Origin of the sequence: Meiothermus sp. (assembly GCF_025056915.1) — a bacterium.
GTDB lineage: Bacteria > Deinococcota > Deinococci > Deinococcales > Thermaceae > Meiothermus.
This window is the reverse complement of the sequence record NZ_JANWVH010000003.1, coordinates 37,594-59,599: the sequence shown is the minus strand read 5'-3', so window position 1 is coordinate 59,599 and position 22,006 is coordinate 37,594. Positions and strand designations below refer to the sequence as shown.

The window sequence follows — 22,006 nt, the reverse complement described above, 5'->3', positions numbered from 1 at the left end:
CAGGCCGCCCATCGCGCCTACTCCAACCCGCTCACCAGCCGCGCAATCGCAAACGCCACCCCTGCGGCCAGACCCCCCACCAGGGCCGTCTGCCAGGCGCCTTTGAACATGCTGATGCCGGTAAAGCGAGCTTTGATTGCCCCAAACACCGCCAGCGCCACCAGGGTCACCGCCACGCTCCACAAGAGCGCGCTCGTCATCGGCAGCCGAAGCGCATACGGTATCAGCGGAATGGCGCCCCCCACGATGTACGAGCCGCCAATGGTGAGGGCACTGGTCAGGGCCCGTTTGGGGTTGGGTTTTTCCAGGCCCAGTTCCTCTTTCATCATGAAATCCACCCAGGCCTGGGGTTGGGCCGTGACGGCCCGGGTGGCTTGTTCCAGGGGCTCGCCATCCAGCCCATACCTTCTGAATACTGCCCGCACCTCTTCGGTCTCCCGTTCGGGCAGCTCCCTCACTTCGCGCCATTCACGCTCGAGCTCGGCTTTGTAGTGGTCAGCCTCACTGCGGGCTGCCAGAAAACCGCCCAGCCCCATCGCAATGGAGCCCGCAGCTACCTCGGCGATGCCGGCAATCAAGACCACAAAACTGTTGTCCACTGCGCCCGATAACCCCGCAGCCAGGGCAAACGGCACCGTAAGTCCGTCGGACATTCCAATTACCACATCCCGGATGGTCTCAGAGCCGGTGAAGTGTTGTTCGATATGGGTTCGGGCATACATAAAGCACCTCCTGCCTCAAAGGTAGCACTCCCGGGGTAGAAAAAAGACCCCCTTGAGCGGTAACCAGACCAAAAAACCACCCCTGGCATACCGGAGGTGGTCCAAAGCGCTCTTCACATATGGTGAGCCACTCGAGTTCGAGAAAGCCTGGTTCTCAAGAGAACAGTGGCCGCCTGGAAACTCGAACACATGCGTCTCGGCCCAGACGCAACGCAGACAAGCGTGCCTTACCTCGGTGGGCACGTCTCTTTGTCCCTTCTCGTTTTCGTGGGCGACCACGTCTGTGAAGGGCGCGATAAGCTTTGCTGAGTGCGTTTGTGAGTCCCGTAGGCCCATCTTCAAGCTGTACGGCGCAGAACTAAAGGAAGCGCCGGAGCGTTGAGGGTCAGGCTGAAGCAGAGCTGCCTGCGCTGAGAATGTGGGATGATGGGGTACTCGAGATTCTAAAGTACCCCTAAGCTAGAGGTTCAGGGGGAAGCGATGGCGAACCAGGCCAAAAAGAAGAAAAAATCGGCCTCCGGGTACCGCTCACAACCCAAGCCCTCGCCCATGCCCTGGGTCTGGGGCGCAGGGGGTGTTTTGGCGGTGTTGCTGGGCGGGTTTTTCTGGTGGCAGGGGCGGTCGGCTGGTGAGTTTGATGCCCTCATTGCCCAGGGCCAGCCGGAGTTGGAGGCTCAGGTCATCAGCCATGCCGACGCCGGACGGGGCCACATCAACCTGGGCACCCCGGTGCAGTATGCCACCGACCCCCCTACCTCCGGGGTGCACTGGCCCAACTGGACCAACCCTGGCTTCTACGAACGGCCTGAGCCCAAAGAAAAGCTGGTGCACGCCCTGGAACATGGCAATGTGGTCATCTACTACGATACGCCTTCGGCGGAAGCCTTGAACCAAATTCGTAGCTGGCAGCGCCGCTTTACCGGGCAGTGGGACGGCCTGGTGGTGGTGCCCAAGCCAGGGCTGGGCCAGACCATCGAACTGACCGCCTGGAACAAGCTCCTGCGCCTGGACACCTGGAACGCCGCGCTGGCGGCAGCTTTTGTGGATGCCTACCGGGGCCGGGGGCCGGAGAACCCCGTGCGGTAAGATCCGGCCTGGCAAAGTGGCTTGCCGGGTAACGCCGACTTTGTACACAGTCGTAAAGTTACCCATACCCTCCCACAGATTCCAAAGAGTGGTCGCCCTCGAGCCCCTCCCTAGCGCGTAGAAAGGGTTGGGGAGGGTATCGGACAAGACCCCTCATCTGCTGGTTGCATGAAGGGCCGGGTCTGCAACCCTACGAGGTGGGGGAGGAACCAGGCGAGTCCAGGCCAGGATTGACCTGATTCCCCCACCATGCGGGTGTGGTTGTACGGGCTTTTATGCGACACGGTAATACTAACCTTGCTACTGTATGAAGCGGTGCGTTGAAGCAGGGGTTAGGGCGCAGGAGTTGGAGACCCACCCCCCACTCCCATCCTGTAGTTGGACGCCTGAAGTCGGTATAAGTGGGCCTTGAGGAGCGTCCAAAGGTGCCCCCCAAGGTTCGGCCAAGGACGTTCGTGGAAAGTGACTTCTGTCCATACCCCTCCCCAGGGGGGGTGGGTATACTGGGGTCTGGGGAGGTTGTCATGGTTCAACTCAAAATCGAAGGCATGAGCTGTAATAACTGTGTTCGTCACGTTACCGAGGCGCTTAAGAGCGTGCCAGGGGTAGAGCAGGTAGAGGTCTCGCTGCAAGAGGGAAGGGCCAGGGTAGTTGGGACGGCGCCGGTAGAAAAGCTAATCGAGGCCGTGCGGGAAGAGGGCTACACGGCCCGGGTGGCCTGATGATGCACCCACACCCCCTGCACCTCGACCCCAAGGTGCAGCAGGAGGCCCGCAACCGCCTGCTCTCGGCCAAGGGACACCTCGAGGCCATCCTCAAGATGCTCGAGGGCGAGCCTTACTGCGTGGACGTGCTCAAACAAATCAAGGCCGTGCAGGGTGCACTGGACAAGGTGGGGGATATGGTGCTCAAGAGCCACCTCGAGCACCACGTGGCCAGCGCCGCCCTGCGGGGCGATGCCAAGCAGATGGTCGAGGAACTGATGGAAGTGCTGAAGTATCGGTAGCGGCCTCAGGTCTTTCTGGCTATTGACTATCGGCTATTGGCGTTATGCGCAAAGAACTTCAAGTTGGTGTCCAGGGCATGACCTGCGCGGCCTGCGTGGCCCGCGTGGAGCGGAGCCTGAAGAAGGTGGAGGGGGTGGAGCTGGCCCAGGTCAACCTCGCCACCGAGCAGGCCCGTGTGGCCTACGACCCTGAAAAGGTGAGCCCGGCTGCGCTCGTTGCCAAAATTGAAGAGACCGGGTACAGGCCCCTGGTGGCGAAGCTCGAGCTCGGCATTACCGGCCTCACCTGTGCGGCCTGTGCGGGCCGGATTGAGCGGGCCTTGCAGAAAATCGAAGGGGTGCTCAGAGCCAGCGTTAACCTCGCGACCGAACGGGCCAGTATCGAGTACCTGCCCGCGCTGGTGGGGCCTGCCCAGCTCAAGCGGGCCGTGCGGGAGGCGGGCTACGGGGTGGTGGACACCTCCGCGCACCGCAGCGATGTCGAACGCGAAGCCCGGCAGCGGGAAATCGCTTCGCTCCGGCGGGCCTTCACGTTTGCTTACTACTTTTCGGTGCCGCTCTTTTTGCTGGCCATGCTGCCGATGTTGTGGATGCCGGCCCACATGTTCCTGCACTCGCTGGCCTCCGAGGCGGTGTGGAACTGGGTGATGCTGGCCCTGGCCACCCCGGTGCAGTTCGGGCCGGGGCTGCGCTTTTACCGTCACGGCTGGGCGGCCTTGCGGGCGGGTTCGCCCGACATGAACAGCCTGGTCATGATCGGCACCTCGGCGGCCTATTTCTATAGCCTGGCGGTGGTGCTTTGGCCGCAGGTCTTCCCGCTAGAGGCCCGGCACGTCTACTTCGAGGCTTCGGCGGTGGTCATCACGCTGGTCTTGCTGGGCAAGTACCTCGAGGCCATCGCCAAGGGCCGCGCCAGCGAGGCCATGAAAAAGCTGCTGGGCTTAAGGCCGCGAACCGCCCGGGTGTTCCGGGAAGGCCAGGCCGAGCTGGAAGTGCCGGTGGACGAGGTGCTGGTGGGCGACCTGGTGATGGTGCGCCCCGGCGAAAAAATTCCGGTGGATGGGGTGGTGGTCTCGGGGGACAGCTACGTGGACGAGAGCATGCTGACCGGCGAACCCCTGCCGGTGGCCAAAAGCGAGGGCCGCCGGGTGGTGGGGGGTACGCTCAACCAGAGCGGCACCCTGACCTTCCGGGCCACGGCGGTGGGCGAAGGCACCCTGCTGGCCCAGATGATCCGTCTGGTCGAGAACGCCCAGGCCTCCAAACCCGCCATTCAGGCCCTGGCCGACCGGGTGGTGGCAGTCTTTGTACCCGTGGTGCTGGTTCTGGCCGCCCTCACGGCGGGGATGTGGCTGGTTTTGGGCGGCGAAAAAGCCCTGACCTATGCCCTGGTCAACACGGTGGCGGTGCTGATCATCGCCTGCCCCTGCGCGATGGGGCTGGCCACCCCCACCAGCCTGATGGTGGGCACCGGCAAGGCCGCCGAGCTGGGGGTTTTGTTCCGCAGCGGGGAAGCCCTGCAAACCCTGCAGGAGGCCCGCATCGTGGCCCTCGACAAAACCGGCACCCTGACCCAGGGCCGCCCCGAACTGACTGATTTTGAAGCCCTGGACTTTGACCAGGCAGAGGTACTCGGGCTGCTGGCCTCCCTCGAGCAAAAATCCGAGCACCCCATCGCAAAGGCCATCGTGCGGGCCGCCCAGGCCCGGGGGCTGGCCTTGCGGGAGCCGCTTTATTTCAGGGCCGTGCCGGGCCTGGGCGCGACCGGGCAGGTCGCGCAGCACCGGGTGGACGTGGGCTCAGAACGTTACATGGCCCAACTGGGGGTGGATACCGCGCCCTTCAGCGCCCTCTCCGCAAAGCTCGCCGAGCAGGGCAAAACCCCGCTCTACGCCGCCCTCAACGGCCAGCTGGCGGCCATCCTGGCGGTGGCCGACCCCCTCAAGGAAGGCACCCCGGCGGCCATCCAGGCCCTGCACCGGCTGGGCTTCCGGGTAGCCATGATGACCGGCGACAACCACCGTACCGCCCAGGCCATCGCCCGTCAGCTGGGCATAGACCGGGTGCTGGCCGAGGTGCCGCCCGAAGGCAAGGCCCAGGCGGTGCAACAACTGCAACGTTCCGGGGCCAGGGTTGCCTTTGTGGGCGACGGCATCAACGACGCCCCGGCCCTGGCCCAGGCCGATGTGGGGCTGGCCATCGGCACCGGCACCGACATTGCCATAGAGGCTGCCGATGTCATTCTGATGTCGGGCGACCTGCGTGGGGTGCCCAACGCCATCGCGCTCAGCCGCGCAACCCTCTGGAATATCCGGCTCAACCTGTTCTGGGCTTTCGCCTACAACGTGCTTCTTATTCCGGTGGCGGCGGGGGTCTTGCACCCCTTCACGGGCTGGTTGCTCTCGCCCATGCTGGCCGGGGCAGCCATGGGGCTTTCTTCGCTGTTTGTGCTGTCCAACGCCCTGCGGCTGCGCTCGTTCAAGCCGTTGCTCGATGCTTCAGTCAAGGCGAGGACAGGAACCCTGGCCCCCCAGGTCTAAGCCTTCACCGCTGCTTGAGGAGGAAACATGCACAGAGGAATCTTCGGCTTTCTAGCGGCCCTGCTGCTCGGGTGGGGCCTGGCCCAGACCGACCACAGTGGCCACGGCAGCATGGCCATGCAGTCCATGAACGAGCTCCAAAAGCTTTCCGGGCGCAACTTCGACATCGCCTACATGTCCATGATGATCGAGCATCACAAGGGGGCGGTGGAGATGGCGGGGGCCATACTGAAGGTTTCCAGGGATGCCCGCATCCGCAAGGCGGCCCAGGCAATTGTGGCCGTGCAGAACAGGGAAATAGCGCAACTGACCGGCTGGCTCAAAGCCTGGTATGGCGTAGCCCCCAGCCAGCGCTACCTGCAGATGATGCGGGCCGACATGAAGCCCATGATGGAGGCTTCCTTGATGGGCATGCAGACCATGCCCGGCCATGAGATGCCGGTAGACCGGGCCTTTCTGGAGGGCATGATTCCCCACCATCAAGACGCGGTGGAGATGTCCAGAGCGTGCTTAAAGCAAGCCGCACGGGCCGAACTCAAGCGCTTTTGCCAGGGCGTTATATCGGTACAGAGCCGCGAAATTGAGCAGTTCCGGCAGTGGTTGAAGGAACAACCTTAACCCTTGATGCAGATGAGGGGCTCGAGCCGGGCTACCTTGCGCGAGAGCCCGGCGGCGTGAGCGGCGTCCACCACGGCGGTCACGTCCTTGTAGGCGCCGGGGGCTTCCTCGGCCACGCCCCTGGGGGAGGGGCTCCGCACGATTACCCCGCGTTCGCCGAGTTGCTTGACCAGCTCGCGCCCCCGCCACTGCTTGAGGGCCTGGTGGCGGCTCATGGCCCGCCCGGCCCCGTGGCAGGAGGAGCTGAAGGAGCGGGCCTCGCTCTCGGGGGTGCCCACCAGGATGTACGAGGCGGTGCCCATGGTGCCCCCAATCAAGACCGGCTGGCCCACCGCCCTGAAAGCATCGGGAAGGTCGGGGTGGCCGGGGCCCAGGGCGCGGGTGGCGCCCTTGCGGTGAACGTAGAGCCGCTGGGGCTGCCCGTTCACGAGGTGGGTCTCGAGCTTGGCGGTGTTGTGCGAAACATCGTAAATCAGGCGCAAGTCGGCCCTGGGCAGCAGGTAGGCGAAGGCCTCGCGGGCCAGGTGGGTCAGAATCTGCCGGTTGGCCAGAGCGCAGTTGATGGCGGCCCGCATGGCCCCCAGGTAGGCCTGGCCCTCCTCGGACTGGATGGGGGCACAGGCCAGCTCAAGGTCGGCCAGCTCCAGGCCGTACCGGTGGGCGGCCTCAATCATGCGCCTGCCGTAGTCGGTGGCGACCTGGTGGCCCAGCCCCCTCGAACCGCTGTGGATGCTCACCAGCACATCGCCCACCGCCACCCCAAAGGCATCGGCCACGCTTGGGTCATACACCTCGGTGACCTGTTGCACCTCGAGGTAGTGGTTGCCCGAGCCCAGGGTGCCCATCTCGTCGGCCTGCCGCCGCTTGGCCTGCTCGGAGACCATCTCGGGCCGGGCCCCTTCCATGCGGCCATGCTCCTCGATGCGCTCGAGGTCTTCGCGCCTTCCATAGCCCCGCTTCACCGCCCACTCGGCCCCGCCTTGCAGCATGGCATCGAGTTCATCCGGCTCCAGATGAATCTTGCCCACGCTGCCCACCCCTGCCGGCACATGGCGAAAGAGGCCCTGGGCCAGGTCTGCCTTGAGCGGCGCAAGGTCCTCTACGGTCAGGCCAGTGTGCAGGGTCCGCACCCCACAGGAGATGTCGAACCCCACCCCCCCTGCCGAGACCACGCCGTCGTCCTCCCGGAAGGCGGCCACGCCCCCAATGGGAAAGCCGTACCCCCAGTGGGCATCCGGCATGGCATACACAGCCTGCACAATCCCCGGCAGGCTGGCCACGTTGGCCATCTGCTCCAGCACCTTGTCGTCCATCTCCCGCAGCAGGGCTTCGCTGGCGTATAAAATGCCCGGTACGCGCATGGGCGGGGTGGCCTCGAGCCACCACTCAAACTCGCTTTTTTGCATGAGACGGGTTGTGTCCATACCCCCTCCTCAAACGTCCACCACACACTGCACCACCCAGTGGCCCGCCGGGTTCTTGGCGACCTCGAGTTCGCTGTAGGTGGCCCCCTTCACCTCCACCGCGGGCTGGTGCCGCTCGGGGTCCACAGGCTCCCCCCAGGCCCGCGCGTACAGGCTCAGCGTACCCCCCAGGTCGGGTGGGCTCACATGTACCTCAAAACGGCCAAAAAGCATATGGCGGGTGGCCATCTCGTAAACGAGCCGGTTGAGCCAGTTCACCAGCAGGAGCGAGACCCGGCTGGCCTCGCACTCGATCTCCACCGCCTGGATGGGCCGCACCCGGGCGGGGTCGGTGACCACAGCAGTGAGGGCCAGGGCGACCTGTTCAAAGGCAGCATCCAGCGTCGGGCCGATACCCCGCACCCCCACGTCGGCCTGGTGATCAAAGTGCTCCCAACGCCCAAGCTGCGTGGTCATAGGGCCCTCCTTTAGATCAGGGTAGGGTAGGGCTGTTACCGGGGCATTACTGCGAAACTTCCCCCGAACTGCTTTGGCACGTGAGGAGCTGGTCTGGCAGGCCTTCTATCTTGATGTACTGGGCAGGTGGGATTGAAGGCGCTACGCTACTGGTCAAAAAACCGTTCGGGTTGGACTCGGTTTGGAGTCTTTCCCGAACGGCGCTGATTCTGGTCGAGGCGAGAGGATTTGAACCTCCGACCACACCCACCCCAAAGGTGTGCGCTACCAGGCTGCGCTACGCCTCGAAACTGTGGAACCTGGGCCAGGGCCGCAGGCGCACAGTCAAGTCTAGCGACCCGGGGCCGAATCGTCAACACGTTGGCTTGACCTCCCGCCAGGCCACCGCTATACTCATTACTCGCTGCGGGGGCGGTTAGCTCAGCTGGTTAGAGCACACGCCTGATAAGCGTGAGGTCCCGGGTTCGAGTCCCGGATCGCCCACCAAGTCCAGGGCGCTACTCGTGGAAGTAGCGCCCTGTTTGTTTAGCCAAACACGACACCCGTGCGGATAAAGCCCATTTGACCGCCTGCAATTGAAGAATTCGGCGGTCTCTTCAGGGGCGCAAACCGAACACCCCCTAAAGCAATCGCCGGGTTGAGACCTGCGCCCGGTCGTTCTATTGCCCGAGCTGCACCTGGTCAATCACGGTGTTTTTTTCGTTGTAGGCCACCACCCTCAGCCGTTCTGCGCTGGCTTCCAGGATGAGGAAGTGGGGGCTTTTGAGCCGTACTTTGCTCTCTGGTCGCACGCTGACAAACCCGCGCAACCAGGCACCGCCACCGCCCGTGACAATATGGACGATGCCCCGGGCCTCGAGCCGCTCGTAGCTATGCTCGTGGCCGGATAGCACCAGCGATACGCGGTACCGGGTGAAAAGGGGCTCGAGGGCCTGTCGCAGGCTGCGGGCACCCCCATGCGGCCCGGAGGAATAGAGGGGACGGTGCAGCGCAACAATCTTCCAGGGTGCCCCGGAGGCTTTCAGGGCAGCCTCGAGCCAGCGCCGCTGGGCCAGGCCGAAGTCCTCTGAGTACAGCACAAACACTTCAACGCTCCCCAGCCGGACGGTGTAGTAAGGTTGCTTGACCTTGAAAAGCTCGAGCTGCTTCTGCAGGGCCGGTGCGTCGTGGTTGCCAAAAGCCGGGAAGATGCGAACCGGGGGTAAGTCCTGGAGATATTTCAGGATGGGCTCCCCCCGCGGGTAAAAGTTATCGCCCACCGTAAGCAAAGCGTCCAGCGCGCTCTGCTGATGTTGTTCGCGCAGGGCCGCAGCCACCAGGGGCCGGTGCGGGCTTTCCGCACCCCAGTCGCCAATGACCGCTACCCGCTGGGCAGCGGCGCTCAGGCAAAGGCCAAAAACCAGCCACCCAAGAAGTTTGCGCATCTGGCCTCCGGGCGCTAGGCTTTGGGAGTTCCGCCCTGCCGGTTGATCTGCGCCTCGCTGACGCCGGCCACCTTGAGCACATCCTCGGCAATCAGAATGGGGGCATTGGCCCGGATCGCCAGGGCCATGCCGTCGGAGGGGCGGCAGTCAATCTCGTACTCCAGACCGCGTTGTTCCAGCACCAGCCGCCCGTAGAAGGTGCCCTCTTTGAGCTCGACAATTTCCAGGCGCAGCACCTTCACACCGAGCAGTTCCAGGGTGTTGTAGAAAAGGTCGGGCCCCAGAGGTCGGGGGGGCTTTTCACCGGAGAGGTGAATCATGATGTTCTGCGTCTCCAAGGCCCCGATGACCACCGGTAAAAACAGGTTGTTTTCGGCCCTGAGCATTACAATCAGGTTGCCGTTGCCGGGGTCAACCCCCATGCCTTCGATGCGAGCAGGCACCATGCCCTGAGTATACGCGGCCTGGCTGAGGTCGGCCTGAAAGTTCCCCTGTCCGCAGGGCCCCGAACCCGATAAACTAGGGGGCGTGAGAACATATCCCGTGAAGATTGCCGGCGTTCATCGGGAGCTGCCGGTGGTTCAGGTGGGCCCGGAGGTCTCGGTGGCCCTCTTCAATATGCTGGGCGATACCGAGGTGGTCGAAGAGGCCGCAGCCGCCCTGGCCCAGCGCATGCCCGCCGATATTGACACCCTGGTCACGCCCGAGGTCAAGGCGGTGCCGCTGGCCCATGCGCTCTCACGCTTGACCGGCAGGCCCTACGTGGTCGCCCGCAAGACCGAGAAACCCTACATGATTAACCCTGTTTCCCGCACGGTCATCTCCATCACCACCGGGAAGCCGCAGCTTTTGGTACTGGACGGCACCGACGTCCCGCTGCTCAAAGGCAAGAAGGTCGCCATTGTAGACGACGTGGTTTCGACGGGTAGCACCCTGAAGGGCCTGTCCGACCTCATCACCGACGTGGGCGGGGTGGTGGGGGCGGTGATGGCGGTATTCACCGAGGGTTCCCCTCGAGACGATGTGATTGCACTGGGGCACCTGCCCCTGTTCAAACCTGACTGATTGGCTGGAACCGAGATACCAGGGCTGGCTTCCCTTCCGGCCAGCTGAGGTCTGGCGGAAGCGCAAGAGGGTCGGATAACCCCTGTACAAGCCCATTCACACGTATACTCATGGTGTTCGAATAAGCTATGGCCTTGGTGTAACAAGGAGCGCAAACCTATGGAAACCTATCCCATCACGATTGGAAAAATAACCCGTCACGTACCGGTGGTCGAGACCCTGCCCGGCGTGCATATCCCCCTGGTCGAGATTATGGGCGATGTGGAGCTGGTGCAGGCTGCGGCGGAGGCCCTGGTCAAGCACCTGCCCCCCGAGACCGATACCCTGCTGACCCTCGAGACCTCCCCCATTGTGCTGGCCCATGCCATGAGCGCCATCTCTGGCAAACCTTACGTGGTGGTGCGTCGCAAACGCCGACCCTACATGCAAGACCCCATCATCCAGGAGGTGGAATCGCTGACGCTGGGCGTGACCGAGACCCTCTGGCTGGATAGCCGCATGGCTGAAAAGCTGCTGGGGCACAACGTAGCCCTGATCTTTGATGTGGTCTCGTCCGGGGGAACCATGATGGCCCTGGAAAAAGTGGCCAAAAAAGCGGGGGCCAACGTGGTCGCCCGCCTGGCAGCCTTCCACCAGGGCACCAGCAAGCTCCCCCTCACGGCTTTATCCGAGATTCCCATCCTGCAAACAGCCTGAAATTTAGAGCGCTCTTCACATATTAGGAGCCATTCGAGTTCGAGAAAGCCTGGTTCTGAACCGAACAGTGGCCGCCTGGAAACTCGAAAACATGCGTCTCGGGCCAGACGCAACGCAGACAAGCGTGCCTCACCTCGGTGAGGCGTGTCTCTTTGTCCCTTCTCGTTTTCGTGGGCGGCCACGTCTGTCGCGATAGCTCATGCTGCGGCCCGCCGGGGATGGTGGCGGGTCTGCCAGGCCACCTCTTTCGGGCAGCCCACAAGGCCGAAGACCTCATCCCCATGCACAACCACAAAAGCCAGGGTCAAGCCCATGCTGCCGCAATCCGAACGGCACGCTCGGCGCTGCCTGAGGGCAGCAGGCTCGCTTGGGTCACAGGCAAAGCCGGAAACGGTGCTTTTCTTTCAGACCAGGGCACCCGTGCCAATGTGCGCCTGGAAGGTTCCGGAATTCTCGATATCCCTATTCAACTCTCAGGATGGTTTGCAGGTTGTTGTAGCCGGTGCTGGCTTCCCAGGTGTTCTGGTTGGCCAGCCGGATGGCATACTCGGGGCGGCTCGAGAGTCCGCTCACAGCATCGGGCAGGTGCAGCAGCAGGTCGTAGTCCCCGGCAGGCAGGTTGGCGGGCAGGGCCGCATCCACTGTGACGGTGGTGGTCTGCCCAGCCGTCCAGCGGCGGGGATCGCTGTCCACCGCCACCGTATAGACGGTCTGGGTACCCCGGGCCCGCAACACCAGCTGCACCGGGCGGGGGTTGAAGGGGGTGGCGAAGCCCTCGTTGGCAATCTCGAGGCTCATCTGCAAGCGCCCACTGCGGCTCACCTGCTCGGGAACCACGGCCCGCACCAGGCGGAAGCGGTAGCCCAAGCGTCGGGCAATCTCGTCGAAGCAGCCCTCGGCCCGCCAGCGGTCTATGGCGGGGCGGTAGAAGGTCAGGTTGAGGTAGCTCCAGCGGAAGCGACGCATCTCGGCCAGGGCCGTGGAGCAGTCGGTGCGGTGCTGCGAGGGATTGACCTGGCAGGTTTCCCCACCCACCGCGGTAAACTCGGTCATGCGATCCAGATAGCTTTGCATGGCGCTTTTCTGGCTGATGGGGTTGTAGGTGCCGGTGTCGTCGGGGCCCGACAAAAAGCAGTCGTTGTGGTGGCCCACGCGGGCCTGGTTGCTCCCGCTGTAGGCGGTACTGCTATCCACCGGTGTAGGGTAAAGGGCCAGCAGATCGCCGGGGTAGCGCAACTGCACCATGCGGTCGGTGGGCGTCGCGGCCAGCAGTGCGTTGAGAATGGTTCGCTTGTTGGCCAGCGAGGTCAGGCCGTTGGTGGACGCATGCCACTCGCCCCAGGCCCCAATAAAGCCGGCCTGAAGCACCAGGATGACGTCCTTGTAGTCGCGCAACACGGGCTGGAACTGCTCGATATGGCGCAGCACCCAGTCCAGGGGCGCATCGGCCTCGAAGCCGAAGTTGTAGGCAAAGCGGAGCACCACCTTGAGCCCAGCCCGCCGGGCCGCCTCGAGACCCCGCGTCACCTGCGCAATATAGGTTTGGGGCACCGGTGAGGTGCGGTAGGCATCGAGCCGCACATACGAGTGCACCACCGTCACCTGGTGTTGGGGCTTGACCCAGCTCAGGTTGGTCTCCTCGGTGAGGGGAATGCTGACATAAAAGCCACGCTCGGGATTGAGGAAGTTTTCGTTGCTGGACTGATAGGTAATGGTCTTGCCTGCAGGCGGGGTTGGGGTGGGGGCGGGCGAAGGGGGGGGTGTTGGGGTAGGGGTTGGGGTGGGCGGGGTGGGGACTGGGGCCTCGAGGCTGCTACAAGCCGTCAGGAGTACGGCAAAGCCCAGGGCCAGGAAAACTCGGCTAAAGTTTTTGTTCATTGCTCAAACACCCGCCCCGATAGTCTAAGAGGGCGGCCCCCCCTTGTTGCATGAGGAGACCTTAAGCCAACTTTGAGCTTTTTGGCCAGATTTCGTTCATCGGGACAGGAAATCTTGAAACTACTGCCTCAATCAGGGTTGGGTGAATCTGCAATGCTTCTTAAGCTCACAAAGGGCTTTTCGAGTGGGCAAGCCACAGTTAACCGTCAAGGCTTGCTTGCGCTCGTTGGGCTACCGACTGTAAACCGTCCGCTATCGGCTGGCAGGGCTTGCGACCTTCAACTTCAGTTTTCCGCAGCACGACGGATGAGCGGAACAGCGAAAGCACTGGCTTCACCAACTACCCAACCTCAGATGGGCCGCAAATCTTCCAGCAGTTGCCAGCCTACCTCCTTTGGGGTGGCCTCGAGGTAAGGCCCGAGTTCCCGGCTCACCGACTCGGCCAGGGGTTTCAGCGAGGCCGGTTCCTGCTCGGTTCGCACCAGCAGCGTCACCTGGTAGAACTGCTGGGTCTCGGTGGGGGTGCCATCCTCAAAGAAGGTCATGGGGGCCCGCACTTTGTCTATGAGCACATGCACCGCCCCGAGCTGGCGGGGAAGGGCCTCGCGGGGGTCGAAGGCCAGGTCTTTGGGGTGCCATAGATACCCCTGAAACAGCTTGATGGCTTTCATCGCAACCACATATCTGATTTTCCCCACAGTATCAAAAAGCAAAAGTGGTTTCGCTCAACCCTTCAAAAACCTCTACTCTACCCGCGTGACCTCAACCCCATCGCGCACATAGACCCTGGGCAACCGGGGCGAAAGCCGCACCGCCGGTTCGTAGCTCACGGTGCCGGTCAGCTCGGCCCAGCCCCACAGGCTGCTGGTGGGGCTAAAGTCGGGGGTGACCACTTCGAACACCTGATCGAGCCCCACCGGCGCGGGAATCTTCACCGTAATCTGGTCCATCGAGACCCGCCCCACCACCGGACAGATGCAGGGGGCTCCGCGCTCTGGGTAAAAACGAACCGTAGCCCGGTTGAATACCAGCCGGGGCATGCCATCGGCATACCCCACCGGCAGGGTGGCAATCCACTCGCGGCCCTGGGTGGTGTACAGGCCGCTGTAGCCGATTCTGCGCCCCGGCGGAAGTTCCTTGACCTGGGTGGGTTTGGCCAGCAGGCGGGCAATGGGGCGCAGGCCCAGGTTGGGCAGCAGGCCGTACAAGCCGATCCCGGGCCGCACCGCACTGAGGCCATACTCACCATAGTTGACGGTTCCGGCGGTGTTGCACAGGTGGTAAAAGTAGCCTGGCCCAAAAACCTGCTGCACCCGCTGAAACTGGCCGATTTGTTCCCTGGTCCAGGGTTCATCCTCCTCGGCATCGGCAAAGTGCGAGTAGATGCCCTGAATGAGCAGGTTTTCGAAGCAGGCGAAGCGTTCCTTGACCAGGGGTGCTTCCTCGGGCTGGAAACCCACCCGGCCCATGCCGGTATCGAACTCGAGGTGCACCGCCACGTTTTTGCCCAGCGCGTTGAGGGCCTGGGCGCTCTCGAGGGTCGAAATCGAAGGAATCAGGTCGAGCTCGAGCACTTCCCTGGCTTGCTGGGGGTGCAGGCTCCCCATCAACAAAATGCGGGCCACAATGCCGGCCTTCCGAAGCTCGCGGGCTTCCTCGGTAGTGGCCACGGCCAGCCCCCAGGCCCCCAGGCGCAGCAGCTCCTTGCCCACCTCAACCGCCCCGTGGCCGTAGGCGTTGGCCTTGACCACCCCAATCAATGCCACGTTTCCTGCGCTTCTGCGCAAGAGATGGAAGTTGTGGGCCAGGGAATCGAAATTAACTTCCAGCCAGGCCGGTCGCATGCAAGCCAGTGTATCGCTGATGGCCCAAAGCCGATAGCCGTGGGTCAAAACGCCCGCAAAGCCGGGGGCCTATCGCGCCCTTCACGGACGTGGCCGCCCATCCAGACGGCCACTCTTTTGTCCAGGACAAAGCTTTCTTATAGTCGAAAGGCTCTAAATGTGCGAAGAGCGCTCTAAACCTTGCGAATCTTCATGCTCTGCACCTGTCCGGTCTCGGCGTTGATGCGGAAAATCTTGTACTCGCGGGTGCGGGCCGCATCGCCTAAGCTCAGGTAGGCGGTGGGTTCGCGCACCACAAAGGAGAGGGTCACCTCCCAGAACTGGTTGTCGGGCGAGAGTTCGACCTCCTCGAGCCGCAGCTCGGGAATCTGCTTTTCGCTAAACAGGGTCTGGATGTATTCGGTGGCGATTTTGACCGCCTCTTTGACCTCGAGCATGAAGCAATTGTACCGTACTGCACTCAGCCCGCCCTTGCCCATCAGTTGGCCGGGAATTTGCTACCCAGATAGTTGAGCGCATCCAGCACAGCCAGACCGGCCTGCTCGCCGTCGCCGTGGCCGAACTCGTCGTAGACCAGCAGGTAGCGCCTTCCCGCCCACTGCCCCCTGGGCACCTCACCCCCGCTCCAGCTCAGCCCCGCCCCCGCGCACCCGGCAGGCGCGGTGCTCGAGGTGGCACCGGTGCGGGTAATTCGGAAGTGGGTGAACCCCCCCACCGCTTGGGCCAGATTACAGGACTGTTCCGGCGGCACCACCCAGTCCAAAGCCCCGTGCACCACCAGAACCGAACCGGGCCAGTTGCGCAGGCTGGCCGCATCAGCCACGGGGGAGCGCTCCCGGTAGCGCCCGGGCACCTGGGCCGGCGTGCCGCCAAGGCGGCTGCGAATGATGTCGCCGAGTTGCTGGGCCAGCTGCTTCTTGAGCGGGTCGCTGGAGGCGGCCAGTTGCTCCAGTTGGCGGTACTCCGTGGCCCAGTCGGTAGGCCCGAAAATATCAATTAAAACCTGGGCTGGCGCACCCTTCTGCACCGCCCGCAGGGCAATGCAGCCCCCGTGCGAACCCCCTGCTACCGCCACCCGGCTGGGATTGGCGTAGGGCATGGTGCGCCCAATGGCCAGCATCTCCAATACATCGTCCACCTCGCCCTGGCAGACCTCAATGGCCCCCTCGGAACCATCCTCGCCGCGATAGGAAGACATCAAGACCACATACCCCAAAAGAGCCAGGTTCTGACAAAGATTCTCATCCTCTACCTGGAGACCCTCAAAGCCCCCGTGGTTCCAGAGCACGATGGGAAACTGTCCCTGGCGGTTGGGGCGGCACACCTGCCCGAAAACCTTCAGGCCCCCGCTGCGGTACGCGACTTTCTCCCTTAGCAAAAATGCATCCCGATAAAGGGTCTGCACCGATTCCCACCCGCCCAAGCCCACCGGCGAAGGCTCGGTGCAACCGGCCAGGCCCCAGGCCAGCGCCCACAGGCCAATCCACCTGCGCATGAAGCGATTGTACACTTTGGGCCACCGGCTACCCCCCCCCAACGCTGCACAACCGGTTTTTTGCGGTAAGCTGTGGGTCGTGCCGCGCAAAATCATCCTCGACTGCGACCCCGGACACGACGACGCCATCGCCATCATGCTGGCCCTGGCCAGCGAGGAACTCGAGGTCTTGGGCATCACCACCGTCTACGGCAACGTGAGCCTCGAGCGCACCACCCGCAATGCCCTGGTGGTGCGGGAACTGCTGGGCAAAACGGTGCCCATTTACGCCGGCGCCGACCGCCCCCTGGTGCGCAACCGCATCAGCGCCGAGGCCGTCCACGGGGTCTCGGGGTTGGAAGGCCCCCACCTCCCCACCCCCACCGGCCAGGCCGAGCCAGAACACGCCGTCCATTTCATCATCCGGCAGGTGCTCAAGCACCCCGGCCAGGTAACCCTGGTGCCGGTGGGGGCCCTGACCAACATTGCCCTGGCCATGCGCTTGGAGCCCCGCATCGTTCCGCAAATCAGGGAAATCGTGCTGATGGGCGGCTCCATTGACATCGGCAACTGGTCGCCGAGCGCCGAGTTTAACATTCTGTGCGACCCCCACGCGGCCAAAATTGTTTTTGAGGCCGGGGTTCCGCTGGTCATGATGGGCCTTAACCTGACCCATCAGACCGTGGCCCACCCGGCCCGGGTGGAGCGCTTCCGCGCCCTGGGCACCCGGGTTGGGGCTTTCACGGCGGAGTTGCTCGAGTTTTTCCGCGAACACCACCGCCAGCGCTACAAGTGGGACGGCGCCCCCATCCACGATGCCTGTGCGGTGGCCTACCTGCTGCGGCCCGACCTGTTCAAGACCGCCCTGTTCAATGTGGAAATCGAGGCCAACGAGGGGCTGGCCTTCGGGCGCACGGTCTGCGACTACTGGCACGTGACCGGCAAGCAACCCAACTGCGAGGTGGGCCTGGAGATTGACGCAGAGGGCTTTTACGACCTGCTCGTGGAGCGCATCGGTCGCTATCAAAATGCATAGCCGATGGCCTGTAGCCAGAACGCCCTCCGGCCTTCAACCCCTAATCGCCTATCGCGCAAGATGCAGCCCTGCTCGACTTACCTGGGCTTTCAGCTTTTAGCCCTGGGCTTCGGGCCCTTGTAAGCTATGAGCCATGAGCATTGTCGTGGTCGGAAGTATCAACATGGATCTGGTCGTGAGGGTCAGGCGGCACCCGGTTCCGGGCGAAACCCTGCTGGGCTCCGACTACGAGACCCATCACGGCGGCAAGGGGGCCAACCAGGCCGTGGCTGCTGCGCGCATGCTGGGACGCAGCCAGCCCCCGGCAAAAGGGGCTTCGGCAGTCGTTGCCCAGCCGGGTGGGGTGCGGCTGATTGGCCGGGTGGGACAGGATGAGTTTGGCAACCAGCTCCGCAATGCCCTCAAGCGCGAGGGCATCAACGTAAACGCGACCATTCCCATCGCAGCCCCCACCGGCGTGGCTTTTATTGCCGTGAATGACGAGGGGCAAAACACCATCATCGTCTCACCGGGGGCCAACCACCGCCTCCGGCCCGAAAACCTTTCGCCCGCGGAGTTTGAAGGCGCTCGGGTGGTGGTGCTGCAACTCGAGATTCCCCTCGATACCGTGCGCCGCGCCGCCGAGTTGGGCCGCCAGGCCGGGGCCAGGGTCATCCTGAACGCCGCGCCCGCGCAGAAATTGCCGGAAAAGCTGCTCGAGCACGTGGATATCCTGGTGATCAACGAAAGCGAAGCCCTGGGCCTGACCGGGGTTCGGCCCGACTCACCCGAAATGGCCCTCGAGGTCGCCCGGGTACTGGCGGAGAAAACCCCGACCGTGGTGATTACGCTTGGCGAGCAAGGGGCCGTATGGGTAGGGCCCGAGGGTTCGGGCCATCAGCCGGTTCTCAAGGTTGAAGCGGTAGACACCACCGGCGCTGGGGATGCTTTTATCGGGGCGCTGGCCACCGCCATCTGCGAAGGGAAGGCCCTGCCCCAGGCCGTGCGGCGCGGCTGCGTGGCCGGGGCCCTGGCCGCCACCCGGGTCGGGGCTCAGTCCTCGCTGCCCTGGCGGGACGACGTGGAGGCAAGGCTCGAGTCGTGAGCGGGCTTTCGGGCATACGCGCCAGGGCCATTGTTTCTGCTTCAGGCGCTCAATTTCTCCGCAGGCAAGGGGCGGCTCTACACCTGAAGCCAGGGCCTCAAACCCCCCTCGGATTCATTTTTTGCTAGGCTGTTGGTTGTGTTGCTATCGGTATACCACCTGACCGAGTATTTCTACCCCGACGATGCCTGGGACTCCTTCAACGAGCTGTGGCTCTATCCGGTAGACGACCACCGCCAGGGGCTTCTGGAGTTTCGCCTGAACATCTCGCCCGACTCGCTGCCCCGCAGCCGACAGGACTACTTCCACAACCGGGTCTACGATTTTCAAGTGACCAGGCCTCACAAGCAGCTGCGGGTCGAGATGCAGGCCAAAGTGGTTACCTTCGCAGTTCCCAAGCCAAACCCGGTGCCGGTTCAGGTGTTGAGCAGCCTCGAGTCTCGCTTTTTTGAATTCCTCGCGCCCACCCCCCGCGTACCGCTGCACCACAACTGGCTCGAGCTTCTGGCGCTGCGCCGCCCCAACCCCCGCGAAGACCTGCACGGCTACCTGCTGGAGGTCACCGAGCACCTGAGCCGCATTTTCAAGTACGACACCAAAGCCACCCAGGTTGACACACCTCTCATCCAGTTTGTCGAGGGCCGGGCCGGAGTCTGCCAGGACTACGCCCAGGCCATGCTGGCCGTCCTGCGCAGCGTGGGCATTCCGGCCCGCTATGTTTCGGGGTATCTGGCCACGGGGGTGGGTTCAGAGGGCAGCCACGCCTGGGTCGAAGCCTTTGTGCCCGGCTCGGGCTGGTATGGTTACGACCCCACCAACAACTCCATCGTCACCGAACAGTACGTCAAAAAAGCTCACGGGCGCGACTACGACGACTGCCCACCCCTCAAAGGGCTGCGACGCGGGGGAGGTAAGGAAAGCCTGAATGTACTGGTCAGGGTCGAGGCCCTGCAAACACCGCTGGCCACAGGCTAGAGCGCTCTTCGCCCATTTTGAGCCATTCGACTTCGAGAAAGACCTGCCCTGAACCGAACAGTGACCGCCTGGAGGACGGCCACATCTGTGAAGAGCGCGGTAAAGTTGGCACCTACAGGCGGCAAGGGCAGCGGAGGGTCGGGGGTCTCTTATGCGTGAGGGTCAGTAGCCAAAGTACACCCGGCTCAGCTCTGCGTGAATGTCGGCCAGTTCTTCCAGCAACTCCTCCAGGTCGGGGTCGCGTTTTTTGAAGACCTGGTTGGCGTTTTCCAGATACTCCAACGTGGCCGCGAGCTTGCCCACCTTGCGGACGGCCTCCCCGCCCACCCCATCGCTGTGGCGGCGCACCGCTTCGGCAGCCCGCTTGAGGCCATCCACACAAAAGCGCACACTGCGGGGAAAATCGCTGTTCAAAAGCAGGAACTCGCCGATGCGGGGTAGCTCGAGGGTGGTGTGATAAACCTTGCGGTAGGCTTCCAGCGCCCCCACGCTGCGCAGGAGCGAGCGGTTGAAGTGGTTCTGCACCTCGATTTCCCTGGATAGTTCGCCCCCGCCAATGTACGCCTGCAACACCCGCAGCATGTTATCGGCCCGCTCGAGGTAGCGGCCCAAGCGCATAAAGTAAAAACCGAGGTCGCGCGGCAGGGTCGTTTCGGCAATGCCCATCATCTGATGGCTGGCCTCCCGTACCGTTACGCAATACTCGTGCAGGCTTTCCTGGGCCATCACCTGCTCGGTGTTGTGGTAGCACTGGTTGTAGAGTCGGTTGACCTCCTCCCAGATCTCCAGGTTCAGGTGAAAGCGGGTGGTGCGGGCATTTTCCCGCACCCGCCAGATGCAGTTGCGGATGCTGCTGGGGTTTTGCAAATCGAAGGCCAGCCACTGCACCACGGTTTCTTCGCTGGGCTCGAGGTTCTCCACCTCCAAAGCCCGCAAGATGCGCCCCCACCAGCCGGGCGCAATACCCTCCACCGGGGCTTCGGCCACCGCATAGTAGTTCACATCCAACCACCGCGCCGTGTTCTCGGCTCGCTCAACGTAACGCCCCAGCCAGTAGAGGTTTTCAGCGATTCGGCTCAACATGGCGACTCCGTTTGACGCTCAAGGAGAGCAATGGTCCAGCAGCCCAGAAATAAGCTCGCTTCATCACTTCTCGCCTCGCCCCCCTGCCCCGCTCACGACAGCACCCAGGTGTCCTTCGACCCCCCTCCCTGCGAGGAGTTCACCACCAGCGAACCCCGCCGCAGCGCCACCCGAGTGAGCCCACCCGGCAGCACCCGGATGCGCTCCCCTACCAGCACAAACGGGCGAAGGTCAATGTGGCGCGGCTCAAAGGTCTGGGTGTCCTCGGCATAGGTGGGGCTGGTCGAAAGCCCCACCACCGGCTGGGCCACAAAATTATGGGGCTCGGCCCGCACCTGCTTCAGGTATTCGGCCAGCTGGGCCTTGCTGGCCTGTGGCCCAATCAGCATCCCGTACCCCCCCGACTGATCCACCTTCTTGATGACCAGTTCAGCCGCGTGGGAGAGGATGTAGTCGGCTCCATCGGGTTCGGCCCCCAGATAGGTCTGTACATTGGGCAGAATGGGCTCCTGGTTGAGGTAATACTTGATTATGCGCGGCACATAGGCGTACAGCGCCTTGTCGTCGGCCACCCCATTGCCGATGGCATTGGCAATGGCCACCCGGCCCTCCCGGTAAACCCTGACCAGGCCCGGCACCCCCAGCACCGAGTCGGGCCGGAAGGCCGTGGGGTCTAAGAAGTCGTCGTCAATGCGCCGGTAAATCACATCCACCTGCTGCCGCCCGGCGGTGGTCCGCATCCAGACCCGCCCCTCGTCCACAAACAAGTCCGAGCCCTCTACCAGCTCCACCCCCATCTGCTGCGCCAGGAACATGTGTTCAAAGTAGGCGCTGTTGAAAGGGCCTGGGGTCAGCACCACCACGCAGGGCTCGGCCACATCGCGGGGCGAGAGGCTTTTGAGGGTGCTCAGCAGCATATCGGGGTAATCCTCCACCAGGCGCACCCGGGCTTTGGAAAGCAGCTGGGGAAAGGCCCGGCTCATCACCCGGCGGTTGGAAAGCACATACGAAACCCCCGAGGGGGTGCGCAGGTTGTCCTCCAGAACCCGGTACTGCCCCTGCTCATCGCGCACCAGGTCTATCCCGGCCACATGGGTAAAGGCCGCATGCGGCAGCTTGACCCCGTGAACCTGCCGGTAGTACTGCGGGTGCTTGAGCACCAGCCCCGGCGGCAGCACATTGTCTGAGAGGATATGCTGGCCGTTGTATATGTCGTTCAGAAATAAATTGAGCGCCTTGACCCGCTGAATCAGGCCCTGTTCGACCACCTGCCACTCGGCGGCGGGAATCACCCGTGGAAAAATATCCAGTGGGAAGGGCCGCTCCGCCGCCGAGGGGTCGCCGTAAACCTGGAAGGTAATGCCCTGGTTGCGGAAGGCCAGTTCGGTCAGGGCCCGGCGGCGCTGGAAATCCTCGAGCCCCAGCTCGTTAAAGCGGTTCACTATCTCCACATAGTGCCGGCGCGGTCTGCCTTCGGCCTCGAATACCTCGTCGAATACCGGGCTCTGGTAGCCCGTGAACCAGCCCGCCATCTGCTTCATGCAGGGATTATACCGTTCGGCGAATAATTATCCAGCACGGGCCAGCAAAAAAGG

22 protein-coding genes and 2 tRNA genes are annotated in these 22,006 nt (G+C 63.3%); 11 read left to right on the top strand and 13 right to left on the bottom strand.

The window, feature by feature from the left end; all coding sequences use genetic code 11:
• Nucleotides 1-17: 17 nt before the first annotated feature.
• Nucleotides 18-722, bottom strand: a complete 705-nt coding sequence (locus tag NZN28_RS01180; RefSeq protein ID WP_295394843.1) for a VIT1/CCC1 transporter family protein — start codon at nucleotides 720-722, stop codon at nucleotides 18-20.
• 480 nt (nucleotides 723-1,202) lie between these two features.
• Between NZN28_RS01180 and NZN28_RS01175 the strand changes: the two genes are divergently transcribed.
• The 5 genes from NZN28_RS01175 (at nucleotide 1,203) to NZN28_RS01155 (ending at nucleotide 5,972) form a co-directional block, all read left to right on the top strand.
• Nucleotides 1,203-1,808, top strand: coding sequence for a DUF3105 domain-containing protein (locus NZN28_RS01175; RefSeq protein WP_295394841.1), 606 nt, complete (start codon nucleotides 1,203-1,205; stop codon nucleotides 1,806-1,808).
• 524 nt (nucleotides 1,809-2,332) lie between these two features.
• Nucleotides 2,333-2,530 carry a heavy-metal-associated domain-containing protein gene (locus tag NZN28_RS01170; protein WP_295394840.1) on the top strand — a complete coding sequence of 66 codons (198 nt, stop codon included), beginning with the start codon at nucleotides 2,333-2,335 and terminating at the stop codon, nucleotides 2,528-2,530.
• 2 nt (nucleotides 2,531-2,532) lie between these two features.
• Complete coding sequence (locus NZN28_RS01165) at nucleotides 2,533-2,814, top strand: metal-sensitive transcriptional regulator (RefSeq protein WP_295394870.1); 282 nt, start codon at nucleotides 2,533-2,535, stop codon at nucleotides 2,812-2,814.
• A gap of 44 nt (nucleotides 2,815-2,858) precedes the next feature.
• Nucleotides 2,859-5,354 carry a heavy metal translocating P-type ATPase gene (locus NZN28_RS01160; protein ID WP_295394838.1) on the top strand — a complete coding sequence of 832 codons (2,496 nt, stop codon included), beginning with the start codon at nucleotides 2,859-2,861 and terminating at the stop codon, nucleotides 5,352-5,354.
• A 27-nt stretch (nucleotides 5,355-5,381) separates the two neighbouring features.
• A complete protein-coding gene (locus NZN28_RS01155; protein ID WP_295394835.1) occupies nucleotides 5,382-5,972 on the top strand; it encodes a DUF305 domain-containing protein in 591 nt (196 codons plus the stop codon).
• Here the strand turns inward: NZN28_RS01155 and NZN28_RS01150 are convergent.
• The 3 genes from NZN28_RS01150 to NZN28_RS01140 form a co-directional block, all read right to left on the bottom strand.
• Nucleotides 5,969-7,396 (bottom strand): RtcB family protein, encoded by a 1,428-nt coding sequence (locus tag NZN28_RS01150; protein WP_295394833.1) that lies wholly within the window; start codon nucleotides 7,394-7,396, stop codon nucleotides 5,969-5,971. The genes NZN28_RS01155 and NZN28_RS01150 overlap by 4 nt on opposite strands.
• 9 nt (nucleotides 7,397-7,405) lie before the next feature.
• Nucleotides 7,406-7,852, bottom strand: a complete 447-nt coding sequence (locus NZN28_RS01145) for an archease (protein ID WP_295394830.1) — start codon at nucleotides 7,850-7,852, stop codon at nucleotides 7,406-7,408.
• A gap of 210 nt (nucleotides 7,853-8,062) precedes the next feature.
• A tRNA-Pro gene (locus NZN28_RS01140) sits at nucleotides 8,063-8,139 on the bottom strand.
• Nucleotides 8,140-8,261: 122 nt separating this feature from the next.
• Here NZN28_RS01140 and NZN28_RS01135 point away from each other — a divergent pair.
• Nucleotides 8,262-8,338: transfer RNA gene (locus tag NZN28_RS01135), tRNA-Ile, on the top strand.
• A 173-nt stretch (nucleotides 8,339-8,511) separates the two neighbouring features.
• On the opposite strand, the gene NZN28_RS01130 is transcribed toward NZN28_RS01135, so the two are convergent.
• Both NZN28_RS01130 and NZN28_RS01125 read right to left on the bottom strand, forming a co-directional pair.
• The gene (locus NZN28_RS01130; protein ID WP_295394828.1) at nucleotides 8,512-9,276 is read right to left on the bottom strand and encodes a metallophosphoesterase; all 765 of its coding nucleotides are present in this window, start codon (nucleotides 9,274-9,276) and stop codon (nucleotides 8,512-8,514) included.
• A 14-nt stretch (nucleotides 9,277-9,290) separates the two neighbouring features.
• Nucleotides 9,291-9,722, bottom strand: a complete 432-nt coding sequence (locus NZN28_RS01125; protein ID WP_295394827.1) for a bifunctional nuclease family protein — start codon at nucleotides 9,720-9,722, stop codon at nucleotides 9,291-9,293.
• An 82-nt stretch (nucleotides 9,723-9,804) separates the two neighbouring features.
• Between NZN28_RS01125 and NZN28_RS01120 the strand changes: the two genes are divergently transcribed.
• Together NZN28_RS01120 and NZN28_RS01115 are read left to right on the top strand one after the other, a co-directional pair.
• On the top strand, nucleotides 9,805-10,341 hold the full coding sequence (locus NZN28_RS01120) for a phosphoribosyltransferase family protein (protein WP_295394824.1): 537 nt from the start codon (nucleotides 9,805-9,807) through the stop codon (nucleotides 10,339-10,341).
• Nucleotides 10,342-10,500: 159 nt separating this feature from the next.
• Nucleotides 10,501-11,037: an adenine phosphoribosyltransferase gene (locus tag NZN28_RS01115; RefSeq protein WP_295394822.1), complete on the top strand. Its 537-nt coding sequence runs from the start codon at nucleotides 10,501-10,503 to the stop codon at nucleotides 11,035-11,037.
• Nucleotides 11,038-11,499: 462 nt separating this feature from the next.
• On the opposite strand, the gene NZN28_RS01110 is transcribed toward NZN28_RS01115, so the two are convergent.
• The 5 genes from NZN28_RS01110 to NZN28_RS01090 form a co-directional block, all read right to left on the bottom strand.
• On the bottom strand, nucleotides 11,500-12,915 hold the full coding sequence (locus NZN28_RS01110; RefSeq protein ID WP_295394818.1) for a DUF4832 domain-containing protein: 1,416 nt from the start codon (nucleotides 12,913-12,915) through the stop codon (nucleotides 11,500-11,502).
• 350 nt (nucleotides 12,916-13,265) lie between these two features.
• Nucleotides 13,266-13,586 carry a DUF3208 domain-containing protein gene (locus NZN28_RS01105; protein ID WP_295394815.1) on the bottom strand — a complete coding sequence of 107 codons (321 nt, stop codon included), beginning with the start codon at nucleotides 13,584-13,586 and terminating at the stop codon, nucleotides 13,266-13,268.
• Nucleotides 13,587-13,658: 72 nt separating this feature from the next.
• Complete coding sequence (gene alr / locus NZN28_RS01100) at nucleotides 13,659-14,759, bottom strand: alanine racemase (RefSeq protein WP_295394812.1); 1,101 nt, start codon at nucleotides 14,757-14,759, stop codon at nucleotides 13,659-13,661.
• Nucleotides 14,760-14,932: 173 nt separating this feature from the next.
• On the bottom strand, nucleotides 14,933-15,196 hold the full coding sequence (locus tag NZN28_RS01095) for a hypothetical protein (protein WP_295394809.1): 264 nt from the start codon (nucleotides 15,194-15,196) through the stop codon (nucleotides 14,933-14,935).
• 41 nt (nucleotides 15,197-15,237) lie between these two features.
• On the bottom strand, nucleotides 15,238-16,254 hold the full coding sequence (locus NZN28_RS01090; RefSeq protein ID WP_295394806.1) for a prolyl oligopeptidase family serine peptidase: 1,017 nt from the start codon (nucleotides 16,252-16,254) through the stop codon (nucleotides 15,238-15,240).
• A 79-nt stretch (nucleotides 16,255-16,333) separates the two neighbouring features.
• On the opposite strand from NZN28_RS01090, the gene NZN28_RS01085 reads away from it, so the two are divergent.
• The 3 genes from NZN28_RS01085 to NZN28_RS01075 all read left to right on the top strand — a co-directional run bounded on the left by NZN28_RS01085 (nucleotide 16,334) and on the right by NZN28_RS01075 (nucleotide 19,328).
• Nucleotides 16,334-17,269 carry a nucleoside hydrolase gene (locus NZN28_RS01085; RefSeq protein WP_295394803.1) on the top strand — a complete coding sequence of 312 codons (936 nt, stop codon included), beginning with the start codon at nucleotides 16,334-16,336 and terminating at the stop codon, nucleotides 17,267-17,269.
• 133 nt (nucleotides 17,270-17,402) lie between these two features.
• Nucleotides 17,403-18,353, top strand: coding sequence for a ribokinase (gene rbsK, locus NZN28_RS01080; protein WP_295394801.1), 951 nt, complete (start codon nucleotides 17,403-17,405; stop codon nucleotides 18,351-18,353).
• A 138-nt stretch (nucleotides 18,354-18,491) separates the two neighbouring features.
• Nucleotides 18,492-19,328 carry a transglutaminase family protein gene (locus NZN28_RS01075; RefSeq protein ID WP_295394799.1) on the top strand — a complete coding sequence of 279 codons (837 nt, stop codon included), beginning with the start codon at nucleotides 18,492-18,494 and terminating at the stop codon, nucleotides 19,326-19,328.
• 162 nt (nucleotides 19,329-19,490) lie between these two features.
• Here the strand turns inward: NZN28_RS01075 and NZN28_RS01070 are convergent, their stop codons facing one another.
• Together NZN28_RS01070 and NZN28_RS01065 are read right to left on the bottom strand one after the other, a co-directional pair.
• Nucleotides 19,491-20,411, bottom strand: coding sequence for an alpha-E domain-containing protein (locus NZN28_RS01070; RefSeq protein ID WP_295394796.1), 921 nt, complete (start codon nucleotides 20,409-20,411; stop codon nucleotides 19,491-19,493).
• Between the two features lie 92 nt (nucleotides 20,412-20,503).
• Complete coding sequence (locus NZN28_RS01065; protein WP_367275815.1) at nucleotides 20,504-21,943, bottom strand: circularly permuted type 2 ATP-grasp protein; 1,440 nt, start codon at nucleotides 21,941-21,943, stop codon at nucleotides 20,504-20,506.
• Nucleotides 21,944-22,006 lie beyond the last annotated feature (63 nt).